This window comes from Vibrio penaeicida (assembly GCF_019977755.1).
Classification (GTDB): domain Bacteria; phylum Pseudomonadota; class Gammaproteobacteria; order Enterobacterales; family Vibrionaceae; genus Vibrio; species Vibrio penaeicida.
Map to the genome: position 1 here is coordinate 2,027,648 of NZ_AP025145.1, position 15,151 is coordinate 2,042,798.

17 protein-coding genes are annotated in these 15,151 nt (G+C 39.4%); 6 read left to right on the forward strand and 11 right to left on the reverse strand.

Annotated elements, in window-relative coordinates; genetic code table 11:
* Window position 1: 1 nt before the first annotated feature.
* The 9 genes from LDO37_RS27325 to LDO37_RS27365 form a co-directional block, all read right to left on the reverse strand.
* On the reverse strand, window positions 2-1,171 hold the full coding sequence (locus tag LDO37_RS27325; protein WP_126608544.1) for a glycosyltransferase: 1,170 nt from the start codon (window positions 1,169-1,171) through the stop codon (window positions 2-4).
* 15 nt (window positions 1,172-1,186) lie between these two features.
* Window positions 1,187-2,488: an HlyD family efflux transporter periplasmic adaptor subunit gene (locus LDO37_RS27330; RefSeq protein ID WP_224055634.1), complete on the reverse strand. Its 1,302-nt coding sequence runs from the start codon at window positions 2,486-2,488 to the stop codon at window positions 1,187-1,189.
* Between the two features lie 27 nt (window positions 2,489-2,515).
* Window positions 2,516-4,156 (reverse strand): peptidase domain-containing ABC transporter, encoded by a 1,641-nt coding sequence (locus LDO37_RS27335; protein WP_224055635.1) that lies wholly within the window; start codon window positions 4,154-4,156, stop codon window positions 2,516-2,518.
* Window positions 4,147-5,472: a TcdA/TcdB catalytic glycosyltransferase domain-containing protein gene (locus tag LDO37_RS27340; protein WP_224056073.1), complete on the reverse strand. Its 1,326-nt coding sequence runs from the start codon at window positions 5,470-5,472 to the stop codon at window positions 4,147-4,149. The genes LDO37_RS27335 and LDO37_RS27340 overlap by 10 nt, the downstream gene beginning before the upstream one ends.
* Window positions 5,473-5,761: 289 nt before the next feature.
* The gene (locus LDO37_RS27345) at window positions 5,762-5,947 is read right to left on the reverse strand and encodes a hypothetical protein (protein WP_126606647.1); all 186 of its coding nucleotides are present in this window, start codon (window positions 5,945-5,947) and stop codon (window positions 5,762-5,764) included.
* Window positions 5,948-6,003: 56 nt separating this feature from the next.
* The gene (locus LDO37_RS27350) at window positions 6,004-6,204 is read right to left on the reverse strand and encodes a hypothetical protein (RefSeq protein ID WP_126606648.1); all 201 of its coding nucleotides are present in this window, start codon (window positions 6,202-6,204) and stop codon (window positions 6,004-6,006) included.
* 65 nt (window positions 6,205-6,269) lie between these two features.
* Window positions 6,270-6,476: a hypothetical protein gene (locus LDO37_RS27355; protein ID WP_224055636.1), complete on the reverse strand. Its 207-nt coding sequence runs from the start codon at window positions 6,474-6,476 to the stop codon at window positions 6,270-6,272.
* A gap of 65 nt (window positions 6,477-6,541) precedes the next feature.
* Window positions 6,542-6,736, reverse strand: coding sequence for a hypothetical protein (locus LDO37_RS27360; protein WP_101111617.1), 195 nt, complete (start codon window positions 6,734-6,736; stop codon window positions 6,542-6,544).
* A 158-nt stretch (window positions 6,737-6,894) separates the two neighbouring features.
* Window positions 6,895-7,734 carry a hypothetical protein gene (locus tag LDO37_RS27365; RefSeq protein ID WP_126606799.1) on the reverse strand — a complete coding sequence of 280 codons (840 nt, stop codon included), beginning with the start codon at window positions 7,732-7,734 and terminating at the stop codon, window positions 6,895-6,897.
* A 396-nt stretch (window positions 7,735-8,130) separates the two neighbouring features.
* Between LDO37_RS27365 and LDO37_RS27370 the strand changes: the two genes are divergently transcribed.
* The 3 genes from LDO37_RS27370 to LDO37_RS27380 are packed head-to-tail and all read left to right on the forward strand — an operon-like array spanning window position 8,131 to window position 9,197.
* Entirely contained in the window at window positions 8,131-8,451 is a 321-nt protein-coding gene (locus LDO37_RS27370) for a hypothetical protein (protein ID WP_126606800.1), read from the forward strand.
* A gap of 38 nt (window positions 8,452-8,489) precedes the next feature.
* Window positions 8,490-8,831, forward strand: coding sequence for a hypothetical protein (locus LDO37_RS27375; RefSeq protein ID WP_126606801.1), 342 nt, complete (start codon window positions 8,490-8,492; stop codon window positions 8,829-8,831).
* 42 nt (window positions 8,832-8,873) lie between these two features.
* Window positions 8,874-9,197, forward strand: a complete 324-nt coding sequence (locus LDO37_RS27380; RefSeq protein WP_126606802.1) for a hypothetical protein — start codon at window positions 8,874-8,876, stop codon at window positions 9,195-9,197.
* Window positions 9,198-9,262: 65 nt separating this feature from the next.
* Here LDO37_RS27380 and LDO37_RS27385 read toward each other — a convergent pair whose 3' ends face one another.
* Together LDO37_RS27385 and LDO37_RS27390 are read right to left on the reverse strand one after the other, a co-directional pair.
* On the reverse strand, window positions 9,263-9,733 hold the full coding sequence (locus tag LDO37_RS27385) for a hypothetical protein (protein WP_126606803.1): 471 nt from the start codon (window positions 9,731-9,733) through the stop codon (window positions 9,263-9,265).
* A 150-nt stretch (window positions 9,734-9,883) separates the two neighbouring features.
* Complete coding sequence (locus LDO37_RS27390) at window positions 9,884-11,026, reverse strand: ROK family transcriptional regulator (protein ID WP_126606804.1); 1,143 nt, start codon at window positions 11,024-11,026, stop codon at window positions 9,884-9,886.
* Window positions 11,027-11,236: 210 nt separating this feature from the next.
* Here LDO37_RS27390 and LDO37_RS27395 point away from each other — a divergent pair, with 210 nt between their 5' ends.
* The 3 genes from LDO37_RS27395 to LDO37_RS27405 all read left to right on the forward strand — a co-directional run bounded on the left by LDO37_RS27395 (window position 11,237) and on the right by LDO37_RS27405 (window position 15,104).
* Entirely contained in the window at window positions 11,237-12,229 is a 993-nt protein-coding gene (locus LDO37_RS27395) for an extracellular solute-binding protein (RefSeq protein ID WP_126606805.1), read from the forward strand.
* Between the two features lie 107 nt (window positions 12,230-12,336).
* A complete protein-coding gene (locus tag LDO37_RS27400) occupies window positions 12,337-13,419 on the forward strand; it encodes an ABC transporter ATP-binding protein (protein ID WP_126606806.1) in 1,083 nt (360 codons plus the stop codon).
* On the forward strand, window positions 13,416-15,104 hold the full coding sequence (locus LDO37_RS27405) for an ABC transporter permease (RefSeq protein WP_126606807.1): 1,689 nt from the start codon (window positions 13,416-13,418) through the stop codon (window positions 15,102-15,104). Before LDO37_RS27400 ends, LDO37_RS27405 begins: the two co-directional genes overlap by 4 nt.
* Window positions 15,105-15,151: the final 47 nt, after the last annotated feature.

The window sequence follows — 15,151 nt, forward strand, 5'->3', positions numbered from 1 at the left end:
ACTACCTTGTTAGCCACTGCTTTCTGCTACCCATAACCTCTAACAAGAAACCTTTGATGTTAGGGACAGTCAGTACAAAGTCGACAATGAAGGATGTCCAAATTGCGCTCAAAAATGACTCGACCTTGATCGGTTTGTTGAGGTTATTTCGGCTGATATTGACAAACGCATAGACCCAATGCAGCAACAGGAAAACGCCGTACACGCTAAGCGAAAGAACTGGGTTGGCAAATAGTGCAAGAATGAACGCCGGAACCCAAATCGCTTGTACAATGGAATAAATAAACCACGGAACCACGGATAAGAACTGGAACTTTTTCTCGTTATAGGCGACTCGCAATGCCTCAACTCGACCTCGCGACCAGCGTGTTCTTTGCATCCAAAGCTTATTAAGTGTATTTGGACAATCTGTGTAGGCAATCGACTCAGGAGAATAGATAAGCTGCCACCCCTTAGATCTTGCCTTCCATGTCCAACAAATATCTTCAACCAGCCATTCATCGAACCAACCAACGTCCACCATTGCTTCTCTCTTGTGGATCGTAAACGCGCCCGCCAGCGATCCCGTACTGTTGATGTTGCTTTGCGCGAGTTTAATGCCATGAAATGCACCACATAACTCGAAATATTGCAGCCTATTGACCAGTGAGTTTTCTTTTCTGTTCAAAGGTAATACAGCACCACAAACCGCACCGATAGATTCATCTGCGTAGAGTTTTGCCATAGCAGTATCTAAAGCATGGCGATCTAAGATGGTATCACCGTCGATGATTAAAATAGCGTCATGCTCGTCTTTGATATGCGGTTCCGCATAAGAGATTGCTTTTGATTTTAATCCGGTGTTTTCAGGTGTTTTAATGTAGCTATAATCAAACCGTCGTTGACCATCACCCACCCAATTTTCAACGTTGTACGAGGTGCCGTCCGTTGAAGAATCATCAACAATCAATACACTCACTTTATGAACCGTATTTAAAGACTCAATACAATCCAACGTTTTAATCAAATTCTGACCATCGTTATAAGTAGGAATAACGACACTGACGTGCTTTTTGCTAATAATATTGTCATTTTTCCTCTTAACAATAAGTAGCCAAGGGATCATGGCAATAAGAAAAAAAACGTTTATATATAAGGGTACTAAAAGAAAATTAACTATATTTTCCATCATCTAAAACCAACCTATTTATCGCTCAATAAGTGAATAATTGAGACTATCCATTATGGGGTACAAAAAGTAACTTGCGACTGTGCGTTTTCCTATAACGAGATCCACTTTAACAGACATGCCACTTCCTAAAATTATTCGTTCTTCACTGCTATCTAAGAATGCTTTATCCATCGATATTGATATTTCATACAACATCTCTCCTTGGACATCAGTACTGTCCTTTGATATATATTCTATTTCTCCGTTTACATATCCATATTTATTGTAGTTATAAGCATCTATTCTTATTCTGGCGGGAAGCCCCACTTTTAAGAAGCCAATCTCGCTAGATGGAATAAATGCTCTTACTCTTAAATTTCCATTTGATGGGACGAGCTTTAAAATTATTTCACCTTGAGGAATGAAATTCCCAACTATATTTTGTGGAAGTTCAGATATTTCACCAGTTACACTTGCAGTGAGGTATTCTCTCTCCAAGGTATTTTCTAAAAGCAATATTTTTTCTTCGAGCCTTTCTATTCGTTCTTCAATCTCGAACTTAATATTTCCTACATAGTATTTAAGTTCATGTCTAATTGAATTAATGTCGAACTCTATAGAATTATGATCTTTTTCAAGTAAGGATATTCTCTCTACTTGCTCATCTAGCTTTAATTTATGTATATCCCTATCATGTACTATCGCTTCGTATTCTCGAGATTTAATCAACCCTTTTGAAACAAGTTGGGAATCAGAGTCTATATACAGTTCGATTCTTTTTAACTTTGAGAGACTTACCTTTTTCTCTATTTCGGCAATATTCATCTGCACGCCAATCGATTCCATTTCATTTCTAAACTCTTTAATTTTTGAAATGATAACGATCGTCTTATTGAGAACCTTCCTTACGTAGTCCTTATCGATATATCCTTCGTAGCCAGATAACAGCCTTTCATTACCAATATGCTCGTCAACAGAAAACCCATTTAATACATTGAGTTGTTCTCTCAAGTCGTCTCTTTCTTCTAGGAAGATCTTTAGGTGATTTTCTTCGTTTGATAAGTCGTATCTCACTAAGTTATCCCCAGCATTGACTTTAATGCCATTGCTAACAAAGACATCCATCACTTTGCCACCCAAGGTGGAATTTACGTGCATGACGTCATTTTCAGGAATGATCTTTCCCTTTGAAACCGCAATAACCTCGACTTCATAGATAAATGACAAAAATAACGATAGTAGCGTAATTAGAGTAATTATAAATGGCACATATTTTAATCTTGGAAATTTTGGATTCTTTTCGTTAGACAGTCTGTTATATTCAAATTCATCTATCATATTATCCACTCGTGGTCGCATCCAAAATCATTTAATACTGGGTGTAAAATCAATTACATCATCAGAAATATTGAGTATTTCTTTTCTATGAGTCGCCACTAACACAATTCTATCTTGGGAATATTCCTTCAAGTTACTCACGATTATTTGTTCTGTTTCAGAATCTAATGCACTGGTGGGTTCATCCAATAATAAAACGTCTCGATCTGCTGCAATACACCTAGCAATAGTAATTCTCTGTTTTTGACCGCCAGAAAGGTTATTACCACCTTCTCCAATTAAGGTGTCGAATCCCTCTTCTAGATCAAGAATAAAATCATGGCAACAAGACAATCGACAAACATAACTGAGCCACTCGTCATCCTTTCTTGAAGAATTAATAAGGATATTATCTTTTACAGTACCATTCACAATATGACACTCCTGTCCAACGTATGCGATATTGTCTCGAAGACTTTTTAAATTAATTCCATTTAAGTTTTCTTCATTGATGAATACCTTACCGCCATCAATATTAATAAGTTTTGGAACAATTTTTAATAACGTGGACTTTCCAGATCCTGATTCTCCGATTATGCTGGTAATGCTGCCTTTATTACATTCGAAGCTTATGTTATCCACGACCACTTTTTTATTGATATAGGTAGAGACAGAATCAAATTTAATATTATGTATTTGCTCTACTTTTTTCCCAGTGTCAACTTCACTGGTTTCTTTGAATACAACATCTACTCTATCTTTTGATAATTTGAACTGGCAGTATTCTTCCCAAAGCGATGCTAGCCTTATCAATGGTTGGGTCACTCTATCCTTGATAAGAGTAAATGCAACTAGCTCTCCTAGTGACAAATTGCCATTCAAAACTAAATAGGCACCTGAAAATATAATCAGGGTTTCAAAAATCTTAGAGATTAAGAGTGACGCTTCTGTCGAAAGTGCTTCTGTATTTGATAGCTTGAAACCTGCTGTAAGTGAATGACTCAATGAAGACGATATCTTTTCCGTATACTTTTTCTCTTTATTTGAGATTTTTATCATTTCGATATTATTAATGCCGTCTAGCATTGAATTATTTAGGCCTATGTTTTCTCCAAAAAAACGTTCATTGTTTTTTCTTATCTTGGGTCCAAGATAAAAGTACTGCATGATATGGAAAGGTACCGATGCCAGAATGATAATCGTCAGCAATGGACTAACCAAAAACATAACCAGTGCGTATACAAAAAGAAACAGAAAATCAACTAAATATGAAAGGAGCCAATTACTTATGTAATCTTTAATTCGATAGAGCTCTCCAACTCTGGTGATGTGCTCTGCTGTCGATCTCTCTCTAAAAAATGACATGTTTAACGTCATTAACTTTTTAAAGAACCCACCAGAAAATTCGGAGATAACGCAGCTACTAAACCAGTTGTAAACATATGATCTGTAATAACTAATTACAGACTCAACCAATGCGTTGACCACTAAGAAAAAAGAAATGACGAGTAATGTTGAGTATCCAGAAGAGATCAATACCCGATCGATTATTGCCATAAACGATAAAGGAATCGCCAGCGAGAGGACGTTACAAACACACGCCATCGCGATAATTACAAATATTGTCTTTGCGTATTTCTTAATTGTGTTTATGAGTAAAAATTGATTATCAACTCGTGCTACATCCATGATGATTTACTTTGTTCATTAGTGTGAGTAATTAAGTTTCCGCAAACAATTCCATACTTTTCCGACTGCAGTATTGCGGCAACTTTTATGGGGTCATGCTGTTTACTAAGTTTCAACACCTTGTATGCCAATCCCAGTAGTACTTCCAAAATAACGTTTGGTCCCGTAAGAGAGATAGTGGTGTTAGGGATGTCAACTAATCCATCTAATCGATATCCGACTAAGCGCCCTAAATAACCTTTGTTGTATATTTCATTGTATTTCTTGGCGGTTTCATAATTATCATAATTTTTATTTTCTATTTCTCGATATCTTTTTAAAATTTCTATAATTAAAATTGAGAGTGTCCTAGATTCTTTCTTAGCCACTATCACATTATTATAAAACGCATTTTTTTCTACTTTATCCACTCCTAGCATTAGAAACTTTTCATGCATCATAAAGGGCTTTTCTACAATATCTTCTATATTGTGCTCTCTAATATCTTGTTGTAGCAGTTTTATGTGTTCATGCGAAAAACGTTCAAGATTACAGCCATGTTTTGCTAGTACGCTATTTTCTTCTTTTTGTTTTTTTGAAAATTTTTCTAGGTATAGTGAACTTTTGTATTCTTCTATTTCTTTACAATAAAAAACATCATGAGGTAAGCTATTTTTTGCGACTTTAAAAATATGGTCTAAGCAGGGAAGCGTATCGACATCTAAATACACCCCACCAAATTTTTTCAATATGCAGAGTCTTAAAATATCACTTGCACATGCAAGGTTAGCTCTAAGAATGACTTCCTTTGTATAACATTTTTCTACTTCATTACTATAAAGAACCCTTTCTTCCCTTATATCTCTCACATCAACGAATGAGTAATTATTTTTAATTTTACAAATTTCATTATTTCTATCAAATTCTTTGATATCATGAGACTCTAAAAGCTCTTCGAGCGGATTTTCTCCTTTTATACTCAAGAATTCTTCGTAAAGTGAATCTTGTCTTTCGAGTAAAACTTTTACTTTTTCCTTTAAACGGTCTTTGAGATTGAGTTGCTCTCTGTATACACCTGATAAAATAAATTCACTGTCATACCACAGTATTATTCTATAACTAGGGTAATGATGCTTCCAAACCCTCAAATATATATCTATCGCTTCGCTCGGAATACCTAACCAAACAAAATGTAAAATCTTATCTGATTGACTTTTTTTAAAATCAATTCCTTCATTAATTTTAATACTTTGAATACCAACATAACTTGTATCATTTATTGAAATTGAATTATATTGTTCCAAAAACTCTTTAGATAACTTGTCGGATATTTTCATATAATTGTTAAATCATTTCGAAGTAAATAGTAATATTTATTTTAATAACCCCGAGAATAGGGGAACTGCAACATATTCTGTTCCAGTTCGATGACAATGGTATAGAACAAAATACGGACTGCTATGGAAGCTGCCTTACTGCATTACCGGCTCCTGAGTTAGAACGACTAGATTTCATATCGATGTCTTGTCAGAAAGCCGGTTATTCCTACCATTACAAGGGGCTCACTATATAAGCATCTTGAGGTTACTTATGTTATAGCTGATTATTTACCAGCCATAACACAATTTAAACGCCAGCCGCTCCAGCTGCGGAGCTACCAGTTCCTGTTCCCGACGTACTACCGCCTGATACTGCTCTGGCTCCCGCCACACTGCTACGCCCAAATCCAGTTTCTGCTACCAATTGATCTAAATCTGTAAAGATAAACGTTGATTCATCCGTTTTGTGTTGTTGACATCTAACCTTAATCACTTTAATTCCTTAATATTTTTCATTGCATCTACGCTAGTGTTAATCGCTAACGCTATTTAAACGCCGGCCGCTCCACCAGCGCAGCTACCGCTACCAGTACCTGTTGAGGTGCTAGAAGAGTTACTTGCGTTTGCAATGGCTTCTGCTCTGCCCGCACTGCTGCGACCAAACGCTGTGTCGCTAACCATTTTCTCTAGTTTTTCTTCGTTGAAAGCTGAATCATCGGTTTTGTGTTGCTTACAAGTTACTTTGATCATGTTAAGTTCCTAGTTTTAATAAAATAATTGAAAGATTGTTGATTACTGTTAGCTTGTGGCAGTCATTAAACGCCAGCCGCTCCACCAGCACAGCTACCACTACCAGTACCAGTACTTGTTGAAGTACTAGAAGAGCTAAATGCTTTCGAAAGGGATTTTGCTGTACCCCCGCTGCTGCGACCAAACGCTGTGTCGCTAACCATTTTCTCTAGTTTTTCTTCGTTGAAAGCTGAATCATCGGTTTTGTGTTGCTTACAAGTTACTTTGATCATGTTAAGTTCCTAGTTTTAATAAAATAATTGAAAGATTGTTGATTGCTGTTAGTTTGTGGCAGTCATTAAACGCCAGCAGCTCCACCAGCACAGCTGCCGCTACCACCACCTGTAGATGTACCACCGTTTCCGCCAGCAATAGCGCCAGCTGTTCCACCACTGCTACGTCCGAAGGCTGTTTCATTTACCATTTGCTCTAACTTTGCTTCGTTAAAGGTAGATTCGTTTGCTTTGTGTTGCTTACAAGTTACTTTGATCATTTTAAAACTCCTGGTTTTAGTAATTAATTAATTGCTACATACAATTATTACGCAATAAAATCTTAGATTAGCTCTAAATATCACACCTATTATTATGGTGTTATTGTTATGCTTGACGATCTAGAGCCAAATATCATAAAGCACATTAAAACTATTATTTATAATCCTTGCCTAGCATTATTTATTTCAATCGAATGCTCAATCATTATTCTTCTGTTATCCCCAGTGGCTTCATTACCACAAGGCTTTCCATTAAATTTAATATCTGGGCTTGAATACACTTTCAGGTTATCGAGGAAAGTTCCGCTTCCCCCAACGCCGATATACATTAATGTTGTCTTTCCTGAACATTGATATCCACCAGTGTAAGATTTAATAAAACTATCATCATGGATATAGTGTTTTTTAAGATAGTCAATATCGGAGTTTTGATGCAACGCCCCAGCTAAATGACCGATCTCGTGCTCCAATATATGGCTGGCTGTGCTATACGACAATATAAATGCACTCTTACTCAGGTTGAAATTGACCATCCCATCGAAATTTTCTGTTCTCGATTTATATCTATTACCGTAAACAATAGCTAAATAAACACCTGGCTGCTGATCATGCAGCTCTATAACGCCTTCGTACCCTGCAGATTCAAGTATATTCTTTGCCATAGATACTGGATCACTAAAATGTATTTTGTTTAAATCCACCATACTGGTATCAATGAATATTACTTCTCCTACGTGGCGCTTTATTGGAATACAAGATTTTCGTAATATCTCATTTGATGTAACGACAAACTTATCCAATCGATTCTTAATAATCGCCTCTTCTGTACTCACCAAAATATCTGCATCTACATAGAAGTTTACGTAGGTATCGACATATTTATCTTGGCTACATTCAATCAACGCTAATCCAGAGCGATCAGTATTGACGATTCTATATATCGTTAACAGAACTATAATGATAGCTCCAATGATTAATCCTACTTTTTTAATATTCATGTTTAGTAGTCTTATATTCCAGTCTGCTGCTCTCTTGAAGTGTTGCCATTCTATTAAATCTATAAATAAATAAAACTATCAATTCTTATAGTGAGATTATTGATAGCTATCATTTCTAATAGGTTTAATTGAGTAATATCTATTTATTAGGGAGAAGTTACGCTGGTTATCTTGGAGAGGAGAGGGTTCGTTAAAGCCTTTCGACTGAAGGTTATACACATATGGTCAGCAAATCATATTTTTCTCATAAATAACTGAGAGTTAGGCTGAATTTCTTGATCAATGTGCAAAAAGTATCTATCTACCGTGGCATACTCAAAGGCAATCAATAGCACTCATGATAATTTACATATTATCAATAAGTTAACCTACTAATTTAAGCCTCAAGGTAACCCCATGAAACGACTTTTTACTCTATCTGTGCTTCTTATGACCTCTCATTTCGCAACGGCCAGTTCTGGATGGCGTGAGATCACTCAACTAGGATGCCACCTTAACGATGGTACTTGTTATGCAACCTTGGATACGGCAGTAGGGCCATCGAAATGTCGTTCGACATCTATTCGTTGGAATAAAGATAATGCTGCCTCTGGAAAGGAAACGTTAAGCTTACTCATGACGGCATCTGCAGCTGGAAAAAAAGTGAGGTTTAATGTCGTCGAACAATGTTATGGCAACTATCCAACTTTTAACTACATTGTTGTACAAATGAAATAAACCAACTTAACGAACCAAACCTTCTTACGGTCATTACTATGAAAACCATTCTATCTGTGCTCTTTATATCCATGAGTTTAACTAACATCAGTCACGCATTTACACCGGAAGCATCGCCTACTGGCTCTATAAAAAGGCTCATTGCTTATACCAAATTTGGTAATGGGGATGTATACGTTCAGCTAAACACAAACAGTACGTCTTGTTCGCACGGCTACTTCATTGACAAATCGAGCGCGGGATATGAATCAACATTGAGTATGCTTCTAGCTGCATACCAGGCAAACACTTCTGTCACGCTTTACGCCAACCCAGAAAAGAAATGGGCAGGCTCTAGCAATTCAGTATGCGAGCTGTATAGCGTCGTTTACTCACGATAATCCATTCAAAAACTCGTGAATCAATCAACTACGGAAGGATCTATGTTTAAAAAGGCTTTATGTATTTCCACAATACTGTTTTTTGGAAGTGCGAACGCAACACCTTATTCCCAAGACACCAACACGGTGGGAAAGATCTTCGCTAACCCCAACGGTGCGATTGCGCTGCAACTAAATGGTGGGTTTCCCAACGCAATTCGCACCAATCAATGCCCTGGAAATAATGGATGGGCAGGTGTCGCTACATCTGATGGTGTCATCAAATCTATGATCCTGACTGCAAAAGCATCTGGGCATAAGCTGACAGTAACGATACAAGGCTGTGAGGGTGGCTGGTTCAAAATAAAAGATCTGTATCTAAACTAACTTAAATCCAAAAGTAACGGCGCCTAGCCCTCATTTTATTCGGGTTGGGCGTTGGTTGATATTCTCTATTTCTGCATTCCAAACCGAAGCATGCTACTAACGGCATCATCCAGTGATTTTTTTGCCTCTCCTTTGAGGCGTATCGCTTTTGAGCACGTATCGATGGCTAAGACCTGTTCTATGTATATGCGATTTTCTGGAAATCTCTTTTTTAAGTTGGTGGTCAGTATCGCTTTGTTTTTCGATATTTTCTCGCCTATTTCCTTATACTTCGATGTATCACCATTACTTGCTTCTGCTATTGCAGGAGTAATTATGGTTTGCTCAATAAAATCATCGTACTTTTTTAGCTCCTGACGAATGTTCTCAATCTCTCCCGCAGGGTATTGAGGAGGAGAGGATTTTAGCCTGTCATTAACAAGGAAGTGAAGATGAGCTCGGCAATCCTGTACTTCCTTGAACGTTGCTGCTGAAGCTACTGATTGGAATATAAAAACAACAAAAACCGCTAAAATACTACATCCTTTTATACTCATATCGAAAACCACCTTTATTCCCGTAACGTGTAAACGCTGATAGTAGCAAAATGGTGACTTCAAATATATAGGTAGAATTGGTCGTTTTGGATAATAAGCCTTACACAACACTTGTTGCACAGTTTGAAAATCGCATACCTGCGTTGAGTTCTAACGGTCGGATTTGTGAATCCTACCTTGGTATCTCGCTGGGTTGATAAGTTCATCGATGGGCAGTACCGCAGCACCGAGCTGAGGTTGCTCATCCGTTGTAGCTCTCAATATTTTGGGTGGATTAATAGAAAAATCTTCACCCAATTCGTTCTCACCACTCACCGCTTTTTGGATCTGATTAATCAAACTAGAATGTAATGTGCCTCCAATCACAATCGCATCTGGAGCAAAAGTCCGAGCAATAACTAAGCAGAGCCACTTTATCTGCTCTATCGAGCGCACCACCCATTCTTTTACACAAGGCATCGCAAGGTGTTCATCCGTTAATTGATCCAGTCGCTCTAAACTAATGCCTTCTTTCACTAAGGTGTCTAACAGGTCTTGACCCGATGGTCTTGGCTTGGATTTAGGAAACAGCCCCGAAAACTCCGCAGCCACTTGACTGTGCCCTAAGTAAAGACTTTGATCGATAACGGCTGCGCCACCAATGCCGTATGACAACCAAATGTAACAATAATGTTGATGAGACTTACAGACACCGTAGTAAAGCTCTGCAAGACACGCTGCTTTTGCATCATTAATATGAAAAACAGGAAACTCAAAATATTTTGCTAAATCATTGTGAAAATCAATAGAAGGCCAGTCAGCAAATTGTTGTGTTTTAAGCGTTCTTCCTGGTGTATCGGTGTGCTGACCAGGGTAACTGACCCCGCACCCAACCACCCTAGATACATCACTCCCAGATTGAGAAAGCTGTTGATGAATGCTCTCACTGGCTTTTGTCAAAATGGTATGAAACCCACGGTCCTCAATAGAAAACTGCTCTTCTGAAACAATGTTTCCCTCAAGATCTGCCACACAAGTAAACAATGTATCTGGGTCAAAATAGACTCCTGTCGTCAACAAACTTTCGGACTTGAGCTTTAGCAACTTGGAAGGAAACCCTTTTTGACCTATTTTTGAAGGATCCGGTATCTCTTCTACCACATCGTGTTCAAGCAATTCGCTGATTAATCGAGTGATGGTTGCTGGTGTAACACTGAGCTCTTTCGTCAAAGTAGCTCGCGTTTGAGGTCCGTGCCTTCGGATGTGTGCCACGATCCGGCGAATGTTCAACTTCGCAAAAATGTTTACAACCATTTTTCAATCCATTTACTTCATTTTATTCGTTTTTCTGATCATCTCACTGTCCGCACCCCAATGAAATCCAATATAAGCAAATTTTGATCAACTTCAAAATTAACCTCACTGTAACATTTCTGTCATCAACATTAATTTACATTATGTAAATTAATGTTAGTATCAAAATCATCAATAAGGAAGTTGACAAAAGCAAAAGGGAGAAAAAGTATGCGATTTATGTACAGATATACGTCAAAAGTACTATCTATAGCAGCCATAGGGCTTGTGGCACTGAATTCACATGCCGCAGAAGTGATCACTGTGTATACAGCCGCACCTCAAAAGTTTGTGGATGCCCTCGTACCCAAGTTTGAAAAACAGACTGGCATTGAAGTGCAGGTTATCAAAGCAGGGTCTGGGGAGTTACTAAACCGCCTCACAGCAGAAAATGACAAACCTGTCGCGGATGTTCTGTGGAGTGTCGATGGAACTGTAATCGATTTCAATCCTAAGCTATTTAGCCCGTACAAATCTGTACACGCGAAAAGCATCATTCCTGGGCTGGTTAAAAGTGAAATATGGTCTCCATTTACCGCCGTGGTCATGGTCTTTATCGTCAACGAAGCAAAACTGAAAGGTCTTCCTGTACCTTCAAGTTGGGAAGATTTGTCTAAGCCCATCTATAAAAACTTGATTTCCTCTGCAAGAGCAGATCGTTCAGGCTCGGCATTTATTCAATATGCAACGGTCATGCAGACCTATTCAATTGAAGAACAAGCCGCCCTTATTTACAAAGGCATGTTGAAAAACTTTGTCCTCTCCAATAGTTCTGGAGCCGTTCCTCGATTTGTTAATGATGGCGAGTCACCGATCGGAATTACTTTGGAAGACGCAGCTCTTCAATATAAAGAAGGGGGAGGGCCAGTGCAGATCGTATACCCATCTGAAGGGACAGCACTCGCACCCGATGCTATTGCAAAAGTTGCGGGGAGCCCAAATGGCAAAGGTGCTGAGAAATTCATTGATTTCATTCTCTCAGAAGAAGGGCAAAAAGTTGTCGCTTCTCTCGGTCGCCGACCAGTACGCGATGATGTGGAATCCAACTCACTTCTTATCCCGTTAAATCAGGTCCCGGTAATGGATTACGACTTTAAATGGGCGGCAGAAAACCGCTCTCGCCTTGTAGAGAATTGGGCAGATTGGGTGCTAGACGTTCAGTAATTTTCTCAAATAAGTTCTATATCGCTTCACGCCTATAGAACCATGTATTAAGCAGTGGCTTATGGGAGAGCCACTGCCTCTTCTAATCAAACTAAAGAGGTGCTGATATGGCCGCCGTACAAATTAATGGAATAAAAAAGCAGTATGGTGACGTTGTCGCATTGTCAAACATCAATATTTCTATTGAGTCAGGTTCTTTCTACACCCTATTGGGGCCTAGCGGGTGTGGGAAAACAACCTTACTTCGTACAATTGCGGGATTTCACCGTCAGAACTCCGGAACCATTTATGTTGATTCGAAATCAATAGAGAATGAGCCAGCGCACCAACGAGATGTTGGAATGGTGTTTCAAGATTATGCCGTCTTTCCTCATCTGAGCGTGGAAGATAATGTCGCATTTGGCCTAAAGCAACGCAAAGTCGCCAAAAGAGAAATGGAAAACCGTGTTATAGAGGCATTGAAGATGGTGCAACTGTCTGAATTTGCCAAGCGCATGCCCCACGAGCTCAGTGGAGGTCAGCAACAACGGGTCGGGCTTGCTAGGGCTATCGTCATTAACCCAACCGTATTGCTTATGGATGAACCCTTATCCAACTTAGATGCCAAGTTACGAGTCGACTTACGGGCTGAACTGCGAAAGATTCAGCAACGAATGGGCATGACAACGGTATACGTGACACACGATCAAGAAGAAGCGCTGGCGATGTCGGACACGGTTTGCGTTATGTACAAAGGCATTATTCAACAAGCCGCACCTCCGTTTGAAGTCTATAACTGCCCAGCAAACCGTTTCGTCGCAAACTTTGTTGGAGGAAACAATTTTCTAAAAACGTTCAATCAAGCCAACCGATTGGCATTGTTGAGTAACAGCCAAGTTATTGGGGATTACCCAGCTAATTTTAATCAATCTAAGGGCATTGTGGCAGCAATACGTCCAGAAGCGATAACTGTGCACACGACGCCCTCTAATGAAAGCGACTTTGTCGTCAAAGTGACTGTTGAACAAGTAAGTTTTATCGGTCGAGAAATGGAAGTACACGGTCGAACCGGCGATGGAGAAGAACTCAAAGCAGTAACTCGCCCAGATGAAAACATCATGAACATCAAAGAAGGTGACAAGGCCTTTATGGCATTTGACCAGAAAGACGTTTCTTTGTTTGAAGATACTGAAACGGGGAGAAGATTATGAGTACCTCACATATTGCTTCACCGGAAGGAATATTCTTCAAAATCAGACAATTGGATTTCTGGTCACTCACTTCCATGGCGACTGTCGCCATATTGTTCGTTTTACTGATATTACCCATTTTCAGTGTATTTGTAGTGAGCTTTTTTGATGCCGATACAGGTGCATTCACACTTGATAACTACATTAAGGTTTTTACTAAAAACTACTACCTGACAGGGCTGAAAAACTCACTCTATGTCGGCTTTATGGGAACACTTGGCGCATGCTTAATCGGTGTACCCCTTGCGTTCTTCACTGCGCGATTCCACATTTTGGGAAAACAATTTATATCAACTTTAGCCATTTTAGTTCTGGTAGCGCCTCCGTTTATCGGCGCATATGCGTGGATTATGATGTTTGGTGCGAATGGTTTCGTTACTAACTTTTTTGCGCAGTTCGGAATTGAAACACCCACGATTTATGGCGCGGGTGGTGTGATTTTAGTGTTCACTTTAAAGTTTTTCCCTTTTGTGTATTTGATGACGCAAACAGCCCTTAAATCCGTAAATAAATCTTTCGAAGATGCCGCAGAAAACCTTGGATGCAATGCGCTTGAACGTTTCTTTAAAGTCACCTTACCGCTTGTTTTTCCAGCCGTAAGTACCGGTGCCATCATATGTTTCGTTCTATCTATTGCGGATTTTGGTACACCAGCGATTCTAGGGCGCGGTTTCAGAACCCTTTCAACCATTGCGTTTTCAGCCTACACCTCTGAGCTAGGTGGAAAACCAACGATGGCGGTGACCATTTCTTTAGTGATGATGGCGATTTCCATGCTTGCGCTTTTGGCTCAACGTAAAATATTAGCTAAGCGTCGTTATGCCAGTGCACTAACTAACCGACCAGTAGTATTCCAGTTAAAAGGATTACAAAACGTACTGGTTCACGTGTTTTGCTACACCGTGGTATTGGTCGCAATGTTGCCAACGATGGTGGTGGTATATACCTCCTTCTTGCAGACCAATGGTCCAGTATTCACAGGCGGATTTAGCCTGCAAAGTTACGCTCGAGTAATCAGTGATGCACCCGAAGCTATTGTGAATAGCTTTACTTTTGCGCTTATTGCTGTAGCGCTCATCGCTGTGTTCTCTGGTCTTATTTCTTATCTGATTGTTCGTCGCGATACCAAAACGTCCGGCATGATCGACTTGTTGATGATGGTCCCATACCTCGTCCCTGGAGTTGTGATCGCCATTGGCTTCGTCACCACGTTCAGGACTGGGTATTTTGACCTCACTGGGACAGCTGCGATTATTGTCATGATCTACTTTATCAGGCGACTGCCTTACGGCGTACGATCGACAACAACCAATCTAAGACAAATCAAGCCTTCACTGGAAGAAGCCGCTATAAACCTAGGTGCTAACCCATTAAAAGCGTTTGTTACCGTAACAGTTCCGCTGATATTACCTGGACTAATAGTTGGGGCGTTAATGAGCTTCATCACCGCCATTAACGAGCTGTCATCGACATTAATTCTGTACAACTCCGGTACAGTGACGATGCCAATTAAAATCTACATTTCTGTATTGGATGGAGAGTTTGGTATTGCCGCGGCGCTATCGACCATTCTATTGGTGAGCACTGGCCTTTGTGTTTACACGGTTTTCCGTTTCTCTGATGACAGTGAATCATCATTTGTTTAAACATTTCATCATTAGAGTAATACCATGAATATAAGTGCCTTTTCGCG